At 61.8% G+C, this 18269-nt stretch carries 15 protein-coding genes and 1 pseudogene; 12 read left to right on the top strand and 4 right to left on the bottom strand.

What is annotated here, in order from left to right:
* The first annotated feature begins 55 nt into the window (after positions 1-55).
* The gene (locus tag AD659_RS27050; protein ID WP_003206850.1) at positions 56-409 is read left to right on the top strand and encodes a YkgJ family cysteine cluster protein; all 354 of its coding nucleotides are present in this window, start codon (positions 56-58) and stop codon (positions 407-409) included.
* A 145-nt stretch (positions 410-554) separates the two neighbouring features.
* On the opposite strand, the gene AD659_RS27045 is transcribed toward AD659_RS27050, so the two are convergent.
* Positions 555-1043: an Lrp/AsnC ligand binding domain-containing protein gene (locus tag AD659_RS27045; protein WP_003206849.1), complete on the bottom strand. Its 489-nt coding sequence runs from the start codon at positions 1041-1043 to the stop codon at positions 555-557.
* Between the two features lie 156 nt (positions 1044-1199).
* Between AD659_RS27045 and dadA the strand changes: the two genes are divergently transcribed.
* The 6 genes from dadA (at position 1200) to AD659_RS27015 (ending at position 7344) form a co-directional block, all read left to right on the top strand.
* Entirely contained in the window at positions 1200-2504 is a 1305-nt protein-coding gene (dadA, locus tag AD659_RS27040; protein ID WP_053127124.1) for a D-amino acid dehydrogenase, read from the top strand.
* Positions 2476-2829, top strand: coding sequence for a RidA family protein (locus tag AD659_RS27035; protein WP_053126527.1), 354 nt, complete (start codon positions 2476-2478; stop codon positions 2827-2829). Before dadA ends, AD659_RS27035 begins: the two co-directional genes overlap by 29 nt.
* Positions 2830-2926: 97 nt before the next feature.
* The gene (alr, locus tag AD659_RS27030; protein ID WP_053126525.1) at positions 2927-4000 is read left to right on the top strand and encodes an alanine racemase; all 1074 of its coding nucleotides are present in this window, start codon (positions 2927-2929) and stop codon (positions 3998-4000) included.
* Between the two features lie 128 nt (positions 4001-4128).
* Positions 4129-4677: a cupin domain-containing protein gene (locus AD659_RS27025; protein ID WP_053126523.1), complete on the top strand. Its 549-nt coding sequence runs from the start codon at positions 4129-4131 to the stop codon at positions 4675-4677.
* A 183-nt stretch (positions 4678-4860) separates the two neighbouring features.
* Entirely contained in the window at positions 4861-5274 is a 414-nt protein-coding gene (locus AD659_RS27020) for a c-type cytochrome (RefSeq protein ID WP_053126521.1), read from the top strand.
* Positions 5275-5409: 135 nt separating this feature from the next.
* On the top strand, positions 5410-7344 hold the full coding sequence (locus AD659_RS27015; RefSeq protein WP_053126519.1) for an acetyl-CoA hydrolase/transferase C-terminal domain-containing protein: 1935 nt from the start codon (positions 5410-5412) through the stop codon (positions 7342-7344).
* A 21-nt stretch (positions 7345-7365) separates the two neighbouring features.
* Here the strand turns inward: AD659_RS27015 and AD659_RS27010 are convergent, their stop codons facing one another.
* Positions 7366-7938: a xanthine phosphoribosyltransferase gene (locus AD659_RS27010; protein ID WP_053126518.1), complete on the bottom strand. Its 573-nt coding sequence runs from the start codon at positions 7936-7938 to the stop codon at positions 7366-7368.
* 54 nt (positions 7939-7992) lie between these two features.
* Complete coding sequence (rep, locus tag AD659_RS27005) at positions 7993-10002, bottom strand: DNA helicase Rep (RefSeq protein ID WP_053127122.1); 2010 nt, start codon at positions 10000-10002, stop codon at positions 7993-7995.
* Between the two features lie 273 nt (positions 10003-10275).
* On the opposite strand from rep, the gene AD659_RS27000 reads away from it, so the two are divergent.
* Positions 10276-11946: a putative bifunctional diguanylate cyclase/phosphodiesterase gene (locus AD659_RS27000; protein ID WP_053126517.1), complete on the top strand. Its 1671-nt coding sequence runs from the start codon at positions 10276-10278 to the stop codon at positions 11944-11946.
* A gap of 108 nt (positions 11947-12054) precedes the next feature.
* Here the strand turns inward: AD659_RS27000 and AD659_RS26995 are convergent, their stop codons facing one another.
* Positions 12055-13449 carry a NorM family multidrug efflux MATE transporter gene (locus AD659_RS26995; RefSeq protein WP_053127121.1) on the bottom strand — a complete coding sequence of 465 codons (1395 nt, stop codon included), beginning with the start codon at positions 13447-13449 and terminating at the stop codon, positions 12055-12057.
* Between the two features lie 158 nt (positions 13450-13607).
* On the opposite strand from AD659_RS26995, the gene AD659_RS26990 reads away from it, so the two are divergent.
* The 4 genes and pseudogenes from AD659_RS26990 to AD659_RS26980 all read left to right on the top strand — a co-directional run bounded on the left by AD659_RS26990 (position 13608) and on the right by AD659_RS26980 (position 18265).
* Positions 13608-14528: a LysR substrate-binding domain-containing protein gene (locus AD659_RS26990; protein WP_053126516.1), complete on the top strand. Its 921-nt coding sequence runs from the start codon at positions 13608-13610 to the stop codon at positions 14526-14528.
* A 132-nt stretch (positions 14529-14660) separates the two neighbouring features.
* A pseudogene (locus AD659_RS30610) lies at positions 14661-15788 on the top strand (Cache 3/Cache 2 fusion domain-containing protein); the annotation flags it as partial.
* A 42-nt stretch (positions 15789-15830) separates the two neighbouring features.
* Complete coding sequence (locus tag AD659_RS30605) at positions 15831-16691, top strand: methyl-accepting chemotaxis protein (protein ID WP_408003329.1); 861 nt, start codon at positions 15831-15833, stop codon at positions 16689-16691.
* A 359-nt stretch (positions 16692-17050) separates the two neighbouring features.
* Positions 17051-18265 carry an aldose 1-epimerase family protein gene (locus AD659_RS26980; RefSeq protein ID WP_053126513.1) on the top strand — a complete coding sequence of 405 codons (1215 nt, stop codon included), beginning with the start codon at positions 17051-17053 and terminating at the stop codon, positions 18263-18265.
* The last annotated feature ends 4 nt before the right edge of the window (positions 18266-18269 follow it).

The following is an 18269-nucleotide window of genomic DNA, read 5'->3' as shown; positions in this document are numbered from 1 at the left end:
TGGCCTGCGGCTTTTAAGGCAAAATCCCGGACAGTCCTTCTCGGTAACCGTCTCGATGAGCTGCAACAGTCAAAAAATTCGCACGCTACGCCAGCAGATTCCCTCGTTCGAGTGCGTACCGGGCTGCCATGACTGCTGCGGTCCGGTCACCACCTCGCCCGAGGAAATGGCCCGCTTACCCCGCAAGACTCGCGCCGAACAGGACGCGGCCATGGAAGCCTTGGACTGCGTGCACCTGGGGCCCAACGGTTGCACCGTCTACGACGAGCGACCGCTGATCTGCCGGCTGTTCGGCACCACGGCGACCTTGCCGTGTCCCAATGGCCGGCGGCCGGTGGAGCTGATTCATCCGCGGGTCGAGAAGCAGATTCATGAGTACATGGCCAGCACTCGGCAGGTCTTAGTCTAATGAGATCGTTCCCACGCTCCGCGTGGGAATGCCTTTACGGACGCTCCGCGTTCGGCTCTTGGGGGACGCAGAGCGTCCCAGGCTGCATTCCCACGCGGAGCGTGGGAACGATCAACGATCAACAGTCCTTGCCTGGAGGCAGTCATCAATCCGGAATCGGCAGGTTCAAGCTCTCTTTCACTTCTTCCATCACGATGTAGCTCTTGGATTCGCGCACATGGGGCAACTTGAGCAGGATGTCCCCCAGCAGCTTGCGGTACGACGCCATCTCGGAAATCCGCGCCTTCACCAGATAGTCGAAATCCCCTGACACCAGGTGACATTCCAGCACATGGGGCAATTTCAGCACGGCGCGTCGGAATTCTTCGAAGGTGTCGCCGGATTTGTAGTCGAGGCTGATTTCGACAAACACCAGCAGGCTGCCCTTCAAGTGCTGCGGATTGAGTCGGGCGTTGTAGCCCATGATGATGCCTTCGCGCTCCAGGCGCCGTACCCGCTCGGTACAGGGCGTGGTGGAGAGGCCGACCTTTTCCCCCAGCTCGGTGAAGGAGATTCGTCCGTCCGCCTGGAGAATGCGCAGGATATTGCGGTCGATCTTGTCCAGCTCGCGTTTGGTCTGGGTGTTGGTACGCACAGGTGATGCGCCTCCATGAAAAGGGGTTTTGCCGAGAATTCTCGCCAAATATAGGTGTTTATATAGTGAAAAGCACTGGCTGATCTTTTTTACACTGCGCCCATCAAAGCTATGTACAACAAACGTCAGCGGTTCAGCCGCGATGAGGGCTTCAACATGCGCGTTCTGGTCTTGGGTAGCGGCGTCATCGGTACCGTCAGTGCTTATTATCTGGCCCGTGCCGGGTTTGAAGTGGTGGTGGTCGACCGTCAGCCAGCGCCTGCCATGGAAACCAGTTTCGCCAACGCCGGCCAGGTGTCGCCGGGTTATGCCTCGCCGTGGGCCGCGCCGGGCGTGCCGCTCAAGGCCATCAAATGGCTGCTGCAACGGCATGCGCCATTGGCGATCAAGGCCACCGCCGACGTTGATCAGTACCTGTGGATGGCGCAAATGCTGCGCAACTGCACCGCCAGTCGCTATGCCATCAACAAGGAGCGCATGGTGCGCCTGTCCGAGTACAGCCGTGACTGCCTCGACGAACTGCGCGCTGAAACCGGCATTGCCTACGAAGGCCGTAGCCTCGGGACTACGCAGTTGTTCCGCACCCAGGCCCAGCTCGATGGCGCGACGAAGGACATCGCCGTATTGAAAGAGTCCGGCGTACCGTTCGAAGTGCTCGACCGCGAAGGCATTGCCCGGGTCGAGCCGGCCCTGGCCAATGTCACCGACATCCTGGCCGGCGCCTTGCGCCTGCCTAACGACCAGACCGGCGATTGTCAGATGTTTACCACGCGCCTGGCGGAAATGGCGGTGAAGCTGGGTGTGCAATTCCGCTTTGGCCAGGACATCCAGCGCCTGGACTTCGCCGGTGATCGCATCAACGGTGTCTGGATCGACGGCAAGCTGGAAACCGCCGACCGCTATGTACTTGCCCTGGGCAGCTACTCGCCGCAATTGCTCAAGCCCCTGGGGATTCGTGCACCGGTGTATCCGCTCAAGGGTTATTCCCTGACCGTGCCGATCACCAACCCGGCAATGGCACCGACGTCGACCATTCTCGACGAAACCTACAAGGTCGCGATCACCCGCTTCGACAACCGCATCCGGGTGGGCGGCATGGCGGAAATCGCCGGTTTTGACCTGTCCCTCAACCCACGTCGGCGTGAAACCCTGGAGATGATCGTCAACGACCTTTATCCTCAGGGCGGCGATCTGGCCCAGGCCAGTTTCTGGACCGGTTTGCGCCCGACCACCCCGGACGGCACGCCAATCGTCGGCGCCACGCCTTTCAAGAATCTGTTCCTGAACACCGGCCACGGCACTCTCGGATGGACCATGGCCTGTGGCTCCGGTCGCCTGTTAGCCGACCTGATGGCCAAGAAAAAGCCGCAGATCAGCGCCGAAGGCCTCGATATTTCCCGTTACGGCAGTAAACACCAGGAGTCTGCAAAACATGTCAATCCAGCGCCAGCTCACCAATGACCGCATGAGTCAGGTTGTCGTGCACAACGGCACCGTTTACCTGGCCGGGCAGGTCGGCGACGACATGAACGCCGGTATTGAACAGCAGACCCGCGAATGCCTGGCCAATATCGAGCGCTTGCTGGACCTGTCCGGGACCGACAAGACGCGGCTGTTGTCGGTAACGATCTACCTGAAGGACATCGACGCCCACTTCGAAGGCATGAACGCGGTCTGGGACCAATGGTTGCCCAAGGGCGTCGCCCCGGCCCGGGCCACGGTAGAGGCCAAGCTGTGTGAGCCGGAGATCCTGGTGGAGTTGTCCGTCGTGGCTGCGCTGCCTTAATACCTGGCCCAAACGATCCCTCTCCCGGCGCTGCTAGTGGTTCATGCCGTCAGCCCGCGCCGGTTTTTTATTCATGACCGCCTAGAAGCCTGCCGCCATGCGTCCTGCCCGTGCCCTGATCGATCTCCAAGCCCTGCGTCACAACTACCAATTGGCCCGCGAAGTCACGGGGGCCAAGGCCCTTGCGGTGATCAAGGCCGATGCCTACGGGCACGGCGCGGTGCGGTGCGCCGAGGCGCTGCAGGACATGGCGGACGGGTTCGCCGTGGCCTGCATCGAAGAAGCCTTGGAACTGCGGGCCGGCGGGATCCGTGGGCCGATCCTGCTGTTGGAAGGTTTTTTCGAAGCCGATGAGTTGCCGCTGATCGTCGAACACGATTTCTGGTGCGTGGTGCATTCGTTGTGGCAGCTCGAAGCAATTGAAAAAGCTGCGTTGAGCCAGCCGATCAGCGTCTGGCTCAAGCTCGATTCCGGTATGCATCGGGTCGGCCTGCATCCGGCGGATTACCAGGCGGCCTACCGTCGCCTGCTCGCCAGCGGCAACGTGGCGAAGATTGTCTTGATGAGCCACTTCGCCCGTGCCGATGAACTGCACGATCCCAGCAGCACCGAGCAACTGGCGATATTCGACAAAGCCCGCCAGGGCCTGGTGGCGCAGATCAGCCTGCGCAACTCACCGGCCGTGCTGGGCTGGCCGCAGATACCCAGCGACTGGGTACGCCCGGGCATCATGCTCTACGGCGCAACGCCCTTCAACGAGCCCAACACCGTCGCTTCGCGTCTGCAACCGGTAATGACTCTGGAATCGAAGATCATCAGCGTGCGCGAATTGCCCGCTGGCGAGCCGGTGGGCTATGGCGCCCGCTTCGTCACCACGCAACCGACCCGGGTTGGCGTGGTCGCCATGGGTTATGCCGACGGCTACCCACGCCAGGCCCCCACCGGTACGCCGGTGCTGGTGGAGGGGCAGCGCAGCCAGTTGGTCGGGCGGGTGTCGATGGACATGCTGGCTGTCGACTTGACCCATGTCCCCCAGGCCGGGCTCGGCTCGACGGTGGAGTTGTGGGGCAAGCATATCCTCGCCAGCGACGTCGCCAAGGCCGCCGACACGATTCCCTACCAGATTTTCTGTAACCTGCGGCGGGTGCCACGGCTCTATTCCGGGGCCTGACAGCAAGCGCGACCTACCGAAAGTCGCTTCACCGCACAGGATTCGGGTCAAAGTGTTGTAAATACTGAACGCTGTCGCCATGATAACGCTCACTTTCCACACAACCTGATTCCCTGGAGGCTCCAGCATTGGACGTCGGTGAACGACTGCAATCCATTCGTAAACTCAAAGGCCTTTCCCAGCGTGAACTCGCCAAGCGCGCGGGCGTCACCAACAGCACTATTTCGATGATCGAGAAGAACAGCGTCAGCCCCTCGATCAGCTCGCTGCGTAAGGTCCTTGGCGGGATTCCCATGTCCATGGTCGAGTTTTTCTCCGAAGAGATCCTTCAGGAGAAACCGACCCAGATCGTCTACAAAGCCAACGAACTGATCGACATCTCCGACGGCGCCGTGACCATGAAGCTGGTGGGCAGGGCGCACCCGAGCCGGGCGATTGCCTTCCTCAACGAAATCTATCCACCGGGTGCTGACACTGGCGAAGAGATGCTCACTCATGAGGGCGAAGAAACCGGGATCCTGGTGGAAGGGCGGCTGGAATTGGTGGTCGGCGCCGAAACCTTCGTGCTCGAGGCTGGCGACAGCTACTATTTCGAAAGCACCAAGCCGCACCGTTTCCGTAATCCGTTCGATGTGCCGGCGCGACTGATCAGCGCAGCCACACCGGCCAATTTCTAGACGAAGAGGCGCCAGGCCCGCGTGGCAAAGGCGCCCACCTGTTGGACTGTCATGACAAACAAGACCCTTGCGACTTTGGGGTTGTTTCAGAGTGACAGGCTTACCGCTATACTTGCGCCCGCCTGCAAACCGTGGCCGCAGGCGTGACTAGCCACCATTGAGGGTGTACGCGTGAACCTAATTATGAAAATGCTGGCTGCACCAGCAACCGTATTGGCCCTATGGGCTGCGAGCGCTCAAGCGGCGCCGAACGACGAAATCGCCAAGCGCCTTGAACCCGTCGGCCAGGTTTGCGTCCAGGGCAAGGAATGCAAGGGTATGGAAGTCGTGGCTTCGGCGGGTGGCGCTGGTGGTGCCAAGGCGCCAAAAGATATCATTGCCAAACATTGCAACGCTTGCCATGGCACCGGCCTGCTGGGCGCGCCGAAAATCGGTGACAAGGCTGCCTGGAAAGAGCGCGCCGACCACCAGGGCGGTCTCGACGGCATCCTGGCCAAGGCCATCACTGGCGTCAACGCCATGCCGCCTAAAGGCACCTGCGCCGACTGCTCCGATGACGACCTCAAGGGCGCCATCAAAGAGATGTCTGGCCTGTAATACGCCAACATCTTTCACAAAAAAGCCGCTTACGAGCGGCTTTTTTGCGCCTGGTTTTTTTCGGGGCTGTTCATCGCAACCAAGACCCGGCAAGCTCGGTCCAACCCACATTCATGGAATGTCCTGGAGGGTCCGATGGTGCAGTTGTGTTCAATCGAACAGGCGGTGGACGACGTGCTTGAGCGCCTGCCTGCGCATATTCACCTCGGCATGCCCCTGGGGCTGGGCAAACCCAACCTGTTCGCCAACGCGCTGTACCGGCGCATCGCACAACTGCCCGAGCGACAGCTGACGATCTACACCGCCCTGAGCCTGGGCCGGCCGAACCTGGGCGACGGTTTGCAGAAGCGCTTCCTAGAACCCTTTGTCGAGCGAGTCTTCGGTGATTATCCCGAGCTGGATTACCTGGCCGATCTGCACCGGGACAGCTTGCCGGCAAACATCCGCGTCGAGCAGTTCTTCATGCAGCCCGGCAGCCTGCTGCACAGTGCGTCGGCCCAGCAGGACTACGTCAGCAGCAACTACAGCCACGCGGCCCGGGACATCAATGCCGCCGGCTTGAACCTGGTGGCGCAGTTGGTGGCGAGCGACCCGGCGCACCCGGATCGCCTGAGCCTGAGCTGCAACCCAGACATCACCCTCGACCTGCTGCCGATGATCGCCAAGCGTCGGGCGGCCGGGGAAACCATTCTGCTGGTCGGCCAGGTGCACAACGATTTGCCCTACATGCCGGGCGACGCGGAAATCGGCATCGACGCTTTCGACCTGTTGATCGACGAGAAGGACAGCCACACGTTGTTCTCCACGCCGAACATGCCGGTGGGCTTCCAGGACCATTTGATTGGCCTGCACGCCAGTACGTTGGTGCGCGACGGCGGAACGCTGCAGATCGGCATCGGCTCCATGGGCGATGCCTTGACCGCGGCATTGCTGGCGCGCCAGGCCGATAACGCCGGTTACCAAGCGTTGCTGGCGGACCTGAACCTTAGCCAGTGGGCGCAACTGATCGAGCGCGAGGGCGGGGTCGAGCCGTTTGCCAAAGGGCTGTACGGTTGCAGTGAAATGTTCGTCAACGGTTTGCTGGTGCTGGCCGAGGCCGGGATCATCCGGCGCAAGGTCTACCCCGACGAGCCGACCCAGGAGCGGGTGAACGCCGGGACCCTCGACGAGGCGGCGCAACCCGACGGCATCTGCATACACGGCGGATTTTTCCTCGGCCCGCGCAGTTTTTACGAGCGCCTGCGCGAATTGCCGCAAAGCCGTCTGCGCGAATTCAACATGACACGCATCAGTTACATCAACGAGCTGTACGGCCAGGAACAGCTCAAGCGCCTGCAGCGACTCGATGCACGATTCATCAACACGGTCTTCACCATGACCCTGATGGGGGCCGGGGTGGCCGACCAGTTGGAAAACGGACGGGTGCTCAGCGGTGTGGGCGGGCAATACAATTTCGTTGCCCAGGGCCATGCCCTGGAGGGCGGGCGCTCGATCCTGCTGCTGCGCAGTTGGCGTGAGGCCGGCGGCGAGATCAGCTCGAACATCGTCTGGGAGTACGGCCACTGCACGATTCCCCGACACCTGCGCGACATCGTGGTGACCGAATACGGCATCGCCGACCTGCGCGGCAAAACCGACGCCGCGGTGATCGAGGCGTTGCTGAACATCAGCGATTCTCGCTTCCAGCCCGGGCTGATCGAGCTGGCGCAAAGTGCCGGCAAGCTGCCGAAGGATTTCCGTCTCGATCCACGGTTCGCCGACAACACCTCGGAGCGTTTGCAGGCTATCCAGGCGCGCCATCCGAACCTGTTTCCCGAATACCCGCTGGGCTGCGATTTCGATGGGGTCGAGCGGGATCTGTTGCGGGCGCTGAACTGGCTCAAGAGCAAGTTCAAGCTCACCGAGATCCTGGAGTTGGGCAAAGCCGCCCTCGATGCGCCGGAGCCGTGGGAGTTTGCCGGGCATCTGGAGCGGATGCAGCTGACGAGCCCTGAGGGGCTGAAGGAGGAGGTAGGCCAGCGGTTGCTGCTGGCGGGGCTCAAGGCGACTGCGCAACAACAACCAACCTAAATCCCCTGTGGGGGCACTGGGTCAGTCGATGAAAGTCACGACCCCACCTGCCAGCGACTGCACCCGGGCCAACGACTCAACACGATAACCCTGGGCATCCAGTTCCGCACGGCCGCCCTGGAATGACTTCTCGATCACGATCCCCAGCCCGGCGACGGTAGCGCCGGCCTGCTTGATGATGGAAATCAGCGCCTGGGAGGCTTTGCCGTTGGCCAGGAAGTCATCGATGATCAACACCCGATCACTGCTGGTCAGGTGGCGCGGGCTAATGGCGACGGTGCTTTCGGTCTTCTTGGTGAACGAATACACGGTGGCCGACAGCAGGTTCTCCGTCAGGGTCAGGGACTGTTGCTTGCGGGCGAAGATCACCGGCACGCCAAGGTTCAGCCCGGTCATGATCGCCGGAGCAATGCCCGAGGCTTCGATGGTGACGATCTTGGTGATGCCCGAATCCTTGAACAGCGCGGCGAATTCGTCGCCGATCAGCTTCATCAACTGCGGGTCGATCTGGTGGTTGAGAAATGCATCAACCTTCAGGACCTGGTCGGACAGCACGATGCCTAGCTCGCGGATTTTCTGGTGCAGGGCTTCCATGAAGCCTCCTCTGATGGCGCGTGAGCGCCTGAAGTCGGTAAAAAGTGGTCAATTCTAGCGCTTTAACATCGCGCGTATATCCGCCAGGGCACTGTTGCCGCGAACGACTTTGACTTCCGTCGGCGTGTCGTCGTTGCCTTCCCAGGCCAGGTCGTCCGGCGGCAGTTCATCGAGAAAGCGACTGGGGGCGCAGTCGATCACTTCGCCGTATTGCTTGCGCTTGGCGGCGAAGGTGAAGGCCAGCGTCTGGCGTGCCCGGGTGATACCGACATAGGCCAGGCGCCGTTCCTCTTCGATAGTGTCGGCCTCGATGCTGGAACGGTGCGGGAGGATTTCTTCTTCCATGCCCATGATGAACACGTAGGGAAACTCCAGGCCCTTGGAGGCATGCAACGTCATCATCTGCACGCCCTCGGCACCTTCTTCCTCTTCCTGCTGGCGCTCGAGCATGTCCCGCAGCACGAGTTTGCCGATGGCGTCCTCGACCGTCATGTCGCCGTCTTCGTCTTTTTCCAAGGTGTTTTTCAACGCCTCGATCAGGAACCAGACGTTGCTCATGCGGTAGTCGGCAGCCTTGTCGCTGGAGCTGTTGGTGCGCAGCCAGTTCTCGTAATCGATGTCCATCACCATGCTGCGCAGCGCCGAGATCGGATCTTCGCCAGCGCATTGCTCGCGGACCTTGTCCATGAAGCGTTTGAAGCGCGCCAGGCGGTCGGTGAAGCGGCTGTCCAGGTGCTCGCCCAGGCCGATCTCATCGGTGGCGGCGTACATCGAGATTTTGCGTTCGGTGGCGTAGTTGCCGAGTTTTTCCAAGGTGGTCGAACCGATTTCCCGGCGCGGCACGTTGATCACCCGCAGGAAGGCGTTGTCGTCGTCCGGGTTCACGATCAGGCGGAAGTAGGCCATCAGGTCCTTCACTTCCTGGCGTCCGAAAAAGCTGTTGCCCCCCGACAGGCGATAGGGAACCTGGTGATGCTGCAGTTTCAGCTCGATCAGCTTGGCCTGGTAGTTGCCGCGGTACAGGATCGCAAAGTCGCTGTACGGCCGGTCCGTGCGCAGGTGCAGGCTGAGAATTTCCATGGCCACGCGCTCGGCTTCGGCGTCTTCGTTGCGGCAACGGATCACGCGGATCTCGTCGCCGTGGCCCATCTCGCTCCACAGTTGCTTTTCGAACTCGTGGGGGTTGTTGGAAATCAGCACGTTGGCGCAGCGCAGGATGCGGCTGGTGGAGCGGTAGTTCTGCTCCAGCATCACCACTTTGAGCGACGGGTAGTCTTCCTTGAGCAGCATCAGGTTTTCCGGCCGCGCGCCGCGCCAGGCGTAGATCGACTGGTCGTCGTCGCCCACCACGGTGAACTGGTTGCGCTTGCCGATCAGTAGTTTCACCAGCAAATACTGGCTGGCGTTGGTGTCCTGGTATTCGTCCACCAGCAGGTAGCGGACCTTGTTCTGCCATTTTTCGAGAATGTCGGCGTGTTCCTGGAACAGCTTGACCGGCAACAGGATCAGGTCGTCGAAGTCCACCGCGTTGAACGCCTTGAGCGTGCGTTGATAGTGGGTGTAGACGATGGCGGCGGTCTGTTCCTTGGGATTGCGAGCATTCTCCAAGGCCTCGGGCGGCAGGATCAGGTCGTTTTTCCAGGCGCCGATCATGTTCTTGATCTCATCCACGCCGTCGTCGCCCGAATATTCCTTCTGCATGATGTCGGTCATCAGGGCCTTGACGTCGGTCTCGTCGAAAATCGAGAAGCCCGGTTTGTAGCCCAGCCGCGCGTGTTCCTTGCGGATGATGTTCAGGCCCAGGTTGTGGAAGGTACAGACCGTCAAGCCGCGCCCTTCGCCGGCGCGCAGCAGGCCGCCGACCCGCTCTTTCATTTCCCGGGCGGCCTTGTTGGTGAAGGTCATGGCGACGATGTACTGGGCGCGGATGCCACAATTCTGGATCAGGTGCGCGATCTTGCGGGTGATCACGCTGGTCTTGCCGGAGCCTGCACCGGCGAGCACCAAAAGAGGGCCGCCGACATAGTTCACGGCTTCTTGCTGCCGGGGATTGAGTCGGGACATGACAGGGTTCAGGGAGTCGTTTGCGAAATGGGCCGGCATTTTAACAGGCTCAGAGAATTGTGCTGCTCTGTCCGACTTGTGACGCACACAGGATTGTCATTTGCCGCTTTTGTCACTTTCACGCAGGATGTGGAGCCAATTGAGTCCCGCGTAGCGTTTCGAGCGGAAAAAACCACCGAAAGCGCGTATTTGAGAACCATTGGCATTGGTCATTGCCCATCGGCAGGTCATAATGCCCGGCGCCTACCACCTTGCAGAGTCTAGGGAGTCAGCTTGTCAACGCCTGTCGAACCCTTGCGTTTGCTGTTATTGGCCCAAGAGCCTGAGTGGTCAGCAATATTGCGCGAGTGCCTGGTGCCCCTGGGTGCCTCGGTCGTATTGATCAGCGCCCCGAGCTGGGAGTCGGTCAGCAGCCTGTTCGAAGACAATCGCAATGCGGTGTTGCTGACGGTGACGGCGTTGCAGCCGGCGCCGGGCCGTTGCAGCCTGCCGACCATCCTCTTGCTTGAACACGAGCCAGCGATTGCCCCCGACGGCGTCAGCGACTGGCTGGTGCGCGATGTGCTCGACAGTGCGACCCTGCGTCGTTGCCTGCGCCATGTGCGCGAACGCGGCGTGCTGGAAAACACCTTGCAGCGCCTCGCTGAACAGGACCCGCTGACAGGCATCGCCAATCGCCAGGGCTTCCAGACCTTGCTGGCGGCGCGCCTGGCGGAAAATGACGGCCGTGGCCTGGCGCTCGGTCACCTGGACCTGGACAACTTTCGCCACGCCAACGACGCCCTCGGCCACCAGGCCGGTGACCGCTTGATCCTGCAAGTGGTGTCGCGGCTCAAGGGCTCGCTGGAGGCCGGCGATCAATTGGCGCGCCTGGGCAGCGACGAATTCGCCTTGCTGATCGACACCCGCCGCGCCCCGCAGCGGGCCGAATGGATGGCCGAACGTATCACCGAAGCCTTGGCCGAGCCCTATTGGGTGGACGGTGAAAGCCTGCTGATCGGCTGCAGCCTGGGCGTCGCCCATGCCCGCGCCCAGGCCGGCGCCGATCCGCTGATGTGGCACGCCCACATCGCCATGCAGCAGGCCAAGAGCACCCAGGGCTGCACCTTTCATATCTTCAACGAACGCATTAATCGCAATGCCCGCAGCCTCGCCGACCTGGAAAGCGAACTGCGCCGGGCACTGCGCCGCGACGAAATGGAGCTGCATTACCAGCCGCGGCTGAACCTCGATGGCGGCCATATCGTGGGTCTCGAAGCTCTGGTGCGCTGGCGTCACGGCGAGCGTGGCTTGCTGCCGCCGAGTGAGTTCGTGCCGCTGGCCGAACAGAGCGGCCTGATCGTGCCGCTGGGCTACTGGGTGATTTCCCGGGCGCTGCGGGACATGCAGGCCCTGCGCGAGCGGGGGCTGGCGCCGTTGCACATGGCGGTCAACCTGTCCTTCCGGCAGTTTCAGGACAGCCAGTTGCTGCCGACCTTGAGCCGGCTGATTGCCGAGCGAGGTGTCGAAGCGCAATGGCTGGAGTTCGAACTCACCGAAACTGCCGTCATGCGCCGCAGCGAACTGGTCAAGCAGACCATGGATGCCCTCGGCCGCCTGGGGGTGCGCTTCTCCCTGGATGACTTCGGCACCGGCTTCTCCTCGTTCGTGCACCTCAACAGCCTGCCGATCGCCTTGCTCAAGATCGACAAGAGCTTCGTCGGCGGCATGGAGCAGCGCGAAGAGAACCGCAAGCTGGTACACGCCATGATCAACCTGGCCCACAACCTCAACCTGGAGGTGGTGGCCGAAGGGGTGGAGACCCAGGAACAACTGGACCTGCTACGCGGTTTCGGTTGCGACCAGGTGCAGGGCTTCCTGATCAGCAAGCCGCTGCCGTTGCCGGAGTTGGTGGAGTACTTGACGTTCGAGGGTGATCAGCAGTCCACACTGGAAATGAGCTAATACAAACTCCTGTGGGAGCGAGCCTGCTCGCGATAGCGGTAGACCAGTCGACAGCTATATTGACTGACACACCGTCATCGCGAGCAGGCTCGCTCCCACAAGGGAAGCTCATTCAGTTTGAACGATCTCGAAAGCCGGTTTCCCGGGTTCACGCCTGATCATCCGCTTCATCTTCCATTCAAATGCCAGCGTCAGGCTCACGGCCGCGCAGGCCAGCCCCAGGGCCAGGCCCCACCAGACACCGGTCGGCCCCCAGGTCAGGTGAAACGCCATCCACCATGCCGCCGGCGCACCGATCAGCCAATAGCAACCCAGGCCCACCAGGAAAGTGGTCTTGGCGTCCTTGAGCCCGCGGATGCAGCCCATGGCGATGGTTTGCGTGCCGTCGAACAGCTCGAACCACGCCGCCACCGCCAACAGGCTCACGGCCAGGTTGATCACGTCGCGGAACGCCGGGTCGTCGTGGTCCAGGAACAGGCCGATCAGTTGATGCGGCAGCAACCAGAACACCATGGCGAACGCCAGCATTGCGGCCGCGCCAAAGCCGATCCCGACCCGCCCGGCCAGGCGCGCCATCAGCAATTGCCCGGCACCGTAGTGCTGGCCGATGCGCATGGTGATGGCGTAGGACATCCCCGCCGGCACCATGAACGCCACCGAGACGATTTGCAGGGCGATCTGGTGGGCCGCCAACGGCGTGCTGCCCATGGTGCCCATGCACAGGGCGGCGAATGCGAACAGCCCGACTTCCACCGCGTAGGTGCCGCCAATCGGCAGGCCCAGGCGCCACAGTTCCTTGAGGTACTGGCGATTGGGCCGCGACAGCCCATCAAGCAGCGGATAGGCGCGATAGGCCGGGTGCCGATGAATGTGCCAGGCCAGCGCCAGGGCCATGCAGTTGGCGACGATGGCCGTGACCAGGCCGATGCCCATCAAGCCGAGCTTCGGCAGGCCGAACATGCCGGTGATGAGCGCGTAGTTGAGCAGGAAGTTGGCCACCGTGCCACCCAGGCTGATCACCATGACCGGCGTGGCCCGGCCGATGGCACTGGTGAAGCCGCGCAGGGCCATGAAGCTCAGGTAGCCGGGCAGGGCGAACGGCAGCGCGAGCAGGAATTGCCCGGCGGACAGCACGTTGGTTTCGGTCTGGCCGAACATCAGCAGTACCGGCTTGAGGTTCCACAGCAGCAACCCGGCCATCAGCGCCATCAACCAGGCCAGCCATAATCCGGCCTGGGTCAGCCGGGTGGCGCCCTCGACATCGCCTGCGCCCTGGCGGATCGCGACCAGGGTGCCCACCGCAGCGATCACGCCGATGCAGAAGATCGACACGAACGAATAGGTGGCCGCCCCGAGCCCGCCACCGGCGAGGGCTTCGGGGCTCAGGCGCGCCATCATCACCGTGTCGGTGAGCACCATCAGCATGTGCGCCAACTGCGAGGCAATCAACGGCCCCGCCAGCCGGAGGATGGCCCAGAGTTCGGTACGCACAGGATGCCGCATGATCATCACGCTCCATGTTCAAACAAGGCAGTAAAGCGACGATTCTCGGCGCTCCTGGCGGATTGCACAAAAGGATAAAAAAGATCGCTGGCATGATTAAAACTCATGCTGGATGGGTTTCTGGTAGGGTTTGCAAACCACGCCATGGAGCTTTTGCGATGTCTCGTCGTCTTCCTCCGCTTTATGCGCTGCGGGCATTCGAAGCCGCGGCGCGCTACAGCTCGTTCACCCGGGCCGCCGAAGAGCTGTCGATCACCCAGAGCGCTGTCAGCCGGCACATTCGCACGCTGGAAGATCACTTTGCCTGTCGGCTGTTCCAGCGCAGTGGCCGCAACCTGCAATTGACCGAGGCGGCGCGGTTGTTGTTGCCCGGCGTGCGTGAGGGTTTCATGGCGCTGGAGCGGGCCTGCCACACCTTGCATGGCGAAGACGGCATCCTGCGCATGAAAGCGCCGTCCACGTTGACCATGCGCTGGCTGTTGGCGCGCCTGAGCCGTTTTCGGCATCTGCAGCCGGGCAACGAGGTGCAACTGACCAGTGCCTGGATGGACATCGATTCGGTGGACTTCAATGTCGAGCCCTTCGATTGCGCCGTATTGCTGAGTAACGGGCATTTTCCGGCGGACTGGGAGGCCAGTTTGCTGTTCCCCGAGGAGTTGATTCCGGTGGGCGCGCCGAACCTGTTGAACGATCAGCCTTGGGATGTGGCGCGGTTGGCCAATGCTGAATTGCTGCACCCGACCCCGGATCGCCGGGACTGGCGCAACTGGCTGCAACGCATGGGGCTTTCCGACAAGGTCTCGCTCAAGGGCGGGCAGGTGTTCGATACCCTGGAGCTGGGTATGATCGCGGCGGCGCGCGGCTATGGGGTGTCCATGGGCGACCTGCTGATGGTGGCCGAGGACGTTGCTCAAGGGCGCCTGAGCCTGCCGTGGCCGACGGCTGTCGCCAGCGGTGAACACTATTACCTGGTCTGGCCGAAAACCCGGCCGGGAGGTGAACGTTTGCGCCGGCTCAGCGACTTTCTCCAAGGCGAGGTCAAGGCCATGCAATTGCCCGATGTGCAGCGTCTGGGCTGAAACGTTGCAGTTGACGTGCTAGCCACTTGGCATTAATCCGTCCGAACCGCTCAAGTATTTGGCTTTGCCGCCGAATCCGTGAAGATAGAACCCTCGTTCAGAAAGGGCCTACTTACACCTCACCCGAATAAAATGCCGAGCGTGCGACGTGATCAGGATGATCCGGTCTCTCGGCCAGGAGCCATCATGTCTCAACCCCGCGCCCGGATCGCCTCACAGCTAGGCCTTGCCCTTGCCGTGATACTGGCGGTCGTGATCTCCGGCAGTACCGTCTTCGCCTTGCGTTCGCTGGACGCCGCCAACCTTGCCACCCGTGAAGAGCACTTGGCCAGCGAAGCGCGCCTGATGGCCGATCAGCTCAATACCTTCCACAGCACCTTGCGCGAGAGCACCCAGCGTTTGGCCGGTCTGTTCGAGAAGCGCTTCAGCGCGGGCCTGAGCGTGCATCCGGACCAGCCGGTGACAGTGGCCGGCGTGCAAACCCCGGGCTTGAACCTGGGCAGCGAAGTGTTGAACAACAATTTCATGGAAGTGGACGACTTCAAAGCGATGACCGCCGGGGTGGCCACGGTTTTTGTGCGCAGCGGCGACGATTTCATCCGCGTCAGTACCTCGGTCAGCAAACAGGACGGTACGCGGGCCATCGGTACCGTGCTCGACCGCGCTGGCCCGGCCTACGGCCCGGTGATCAGCGGGCAAAGCTACATCGGCCGGGCCCTGCTTTTCGGACGCTTCTACATGTCGCAGTACACACCCGTGCGCGACAGCGGCGGCAAGATCATCGCCGTGTTGTACGTAGGCTTCGACTACACCGATGCGCAGAACGCGCAGTTCGAAAACCTCAAGCGCTTCCGCATCGGCCAGACCGGTTCCCTGGCGCTGCTGGACGAGCAAAACAAATGGCTGGTGCCGCCCGCTGGCGTACAGGCGCTGGACAACGCGACCGCGGCCATCACGGGCTTGATCAAAAAGCCGGGCAAGGGGGCGTTCTGGGACGACACCGCGGAAGCGTTCTACAGCGTTGCCGTGCCGTTCGAGGGCGGGCCGTGGTCGGTCGTGGCGAGCATGCCGAAAACCGAAATCAACGCAGTGACCTGGAATGTCGGTACGCAACTGGCGATCGGTAGCCTGCTGGCAATGTTGCTGGCGGTTGGCGCAGCGATGTGGCTGTTGCGCAGCAAACTGGCACCGCTGGGGGATCTGGTACGCCAGGCCGAAGCCTTGGGCGCTGGCGACCTGAGCGTGCGCCTGAACGTATCGAGCCACGACGAGATCGGTCAGTTGGCCCGCGCCTTCAACCAGATGAGCCAGGCCCTGTCGACCATGGTCGAGCACATCCGCAAGGCCTCCCAGGAGGTCAACAGCCGCGCCCAGGCCCTGTCCGGGTTGTCCAGCGGGGCGTACGAAGGCATGGAGCAGCAGTCCGGCGAGATCACCAGCATGGCCGGCGCGGTGGAAGAGTTCAGCGCGACCTCCTTGAACATTGCCGACAACATGGGCAACACCGAACGCCTCGCCCAGGAGAATGCCCAGCAAACTCGTATTGGCCGGACCTCGATGGACGAAGCGTCGTCGTCCCTGGAGCAAATTGCCGGCGCGCTGAACAGCACCGCTTCGGTCATCAATACCCTGGGCCAGCGTTCCCAGGAAATCGGTGGCATCGTGGGCGTCATCACCTCGATTGCCGAGCAGACCAACCTGCTGGCCTTGAACGCCGCCATCGAAGCCGCCCGCGCCGGCGAGCAGGGCCGCGGTTTCGCCGTGGTGGCCGATGAGGTCCGCAGCCTGGCGTCCCGCACTCGCCAGGCCACTGACGAAATTTCCAGCATGATCAACAGCATCCAGCAGGAAACCGGCAATGCCATCAGCACGATGGAGCAGGGCAACCTGCTGATGCAGGAAGGCCTGTCGCGCAACGCCAACGTGGCCTCGGCCCTGGCGCGCATCGATGAGCAGAGCCGCTCGGCTGGCCAGCAATTCGCGGCGATCACCACCGCCACCCAGGAACAAAGCAGCACCGCGACCCTGCTCAGCAGCAACCTGCAGAGCATCGCCATGGCCAACAGCGAACAGCGCCAAGTGGTCTCGAACCTGGCCCTCACCGCCAAGGAACTGGAAAAACTGGCCCAGGACCTGCGCCAAGAGGTTGATCGGTTCCGCTGAGGCCTCTGTAACCAGCGCGAGCAAGCTCCCCCGAGATTTGTGTGGGAGCGAGCCTGCTCGCGAAGGCGGCTTTCCAGCCAGATTTCTGCCAGATGACCCACCGCCATCGCAAGCATTCCCCACAGTCCTTTCAGCCCACCACTGAACCTCAAGCCTATCCATCTCCTGTGGCGAGAGAGCTTGCTCCCTCGCCACGGGTTCTGGGTTGCCCAGGCTGACGTCATCGCGAGCAAGCCCGCTCCCGCAAAAGCCCCATTCTTATGATCCCTCCCTTTTTAAGAAAATTGCTGTTTTTAAGCTTGCTGAAACGTTTCTTCAAGTCTATAAAAACCGCACAACTCCAATAAAAGGTCACGTCCATGACTCCGCTCAAACTCCTCGTTACCCTTGGCGCCCTGGGTGCTGCGTCCCATGCGATGGCTTGGGATTACGTCCTGCTGGATACCGATAAAGCCGCCCAACCCTGGCAAATCACCAGCCAGCAACTCGGTGTGAAGACCGACAAGCCCTTTTCCGTGACGATGCGCACCCTGCATGGCGGCCGGCAGGAGGGCGTCAGCGTGGTCGATATCGACAACGGCACCCTGAAACTTTCAGTCGTTCCGACCCGTGGCATGAACGTGCTGCAGGCATCGGTTGGCGACGTGCGCATGGGCTGGGATTCTCCCGTCAAGGAAGTGGTCAACCCGGCATTCATCGAGCTCAACGGCCGAGGCGGGTTGGGCTGGCTCGAAGGCTTCAATGAACTGGTCACCCGCTGCGGCTACGAATGGGTCGGCCATCCCGGCATGGACAATGGCGAGCTGCTGACCCTGCATGGCCGCGCCGCGAATATTCCGGCCAACAAAGTCACCTTGCACATCGATGAAAAGCCGCCCTACGCCATCACCCTGCGGGGCGAGTTGAAGGAGCAGGCGTTCAAGAAAGTCGATTTCTCGGTACAGACCGAACTGGTCACCGAGCCCGGCAGCGTGACATTCGCGCTCAGCGACACACTCACCAACAACGGCGACTATCCGAAGGAATACCAAGCGCTCTACCACAGCAATTTCAGCACGCCTTTCCTGGAACAGGGAGCCCGTTTCGCGGCCCCGGTCAAGCAGGTCTCGCCGTTCAACGACAAGGCCAAGGGCGACTTGGGCGATTGGCAAACCTACCGGGGCCCGACCAAGGATTACGACGAAACCGTCTATAACGTCGTGCCCTACGCCGACGCCAAGGGCGACACCCTCACCGTGCTGCACAACAAGGCCGGCAGCCTCGGTGTGTCGGTGGGCTTCAACACCCGCACGCTGCCCGTGTTCTCCCTGTGGAAAAACACCGATACCCAAGGCCAGGGCTACGTGACCGGGCTGGAGCCAGGCACCAGTTTTTCCTATAACCGCCGGTATCAGCGCCCCCTGGGCCTGGTGCCCACGATCGCGCCGAAAGAGCACAAGCAATTCCAGATCCACTACAGCCTGTTGGCAGACAAAGGCGCTGTGGATAAGGCGCTCAAGCGCATCGATGCGATCCAGAACGGTCAAAAAACCGAGGTTCGGCAAACACCGTTGGTAGACCTGAGCAAACCGTGAAGCG

This window comes from Pseudomonas thivervalensis (genome assembly GCF_001269655.1).
GTDB classification, from domain to species: Bacteria; Pseudomonadota; Gammaproteobacteria; order Pseudomonadales; family Pseudomonadaceae; genus Aquipseudomonas; species Aquipseudomonas thivervalensis.
Note: the sequence above shows the minus strand (reverse complement) of the source record. Positions and strands in the feature narration are given on the sequence as shown.

Coding starts and splice junctions, on each gene's coding strand:
- AD659_RS27050 (WP_003206850.1), top strand. CDS start 56: ATGAGCTGCAACAGTCAAAAAATTCGCACGCTACGCCAGCAGATTCCC.
- dadA (WP_053127124.1), top strand. CDS start 1,200: ATGCGCGTTCTGGTCTTGGGTAGCGGCGTCATCGGTACCGTCAGTGCT.
- AD659_RS27035 (WP_053126527.1), top strand. CDS start 2,476: ATGTCAATCCAGCGCCAGCTCACCAATGACCGCATGAGTCAGGTTGTC.
- alr (WP_053126525.1), top strand. CDS start 2,927: ATGCGTCCTGCCCGTGCCCTGATCGATCTCCAAGCCCTGCGTCACAAC.
- AD659_RS27020 (WP_053126521.1), top strand. CDS start 4,861: ATGAAAATGCTGGCTGCACCAGCAACCGTATTGGCCCTATGGGCTGCG.
- AD659_RS27015 (WP_053126519.1), top strand. CDS start 5,410: ATGGTGCAGTTGTGTTCAATCGAACAGGCGGTGGACGACGTGCTTGAG.
- AD659_RS27010 (WP_053126518.1), bottom strand. CDS start 7,938: ATGGAAGCCCTGCACCAGAAAATCCGCGAGCTAGGCATCGTGCTGTCC.
- rep (WP_053127122.1), bottom strand. CDS start 10,002: ATGTCCCGACTCAATCCCCGGCAGCAAGAAGCCGTGAACTATGTCGGC.
- AD659_RS26995 (WP_053127121.1), bottom strand. CDS start 13,449: ATGCGGCATCCTGTGCGTACCGAACTCTGGGCCATCCTCCGGCTGGCG.
- AD659_RS26990 (WP_053126516.1), top strand. CDS start 13,608: ATGTCTCGTCGTCTTCCTCCGCTTTATGCGCTGCGGGCATTCGAAGCC.
- AD659_RS30605 (WP_408003329.1), top strand. CDS start 15,831: ATGAGCCAGGCCCTGTCGACCATGGTCGAGCACATCCGCAAGGCCTCC.
- AD659_RS26980 (WP_053126513.1), top strand. CDS start 17,051: ATGACTCCGCTCAAACTCCTCGTTACCCTTGGCGCCCTGGGTGCTGCG.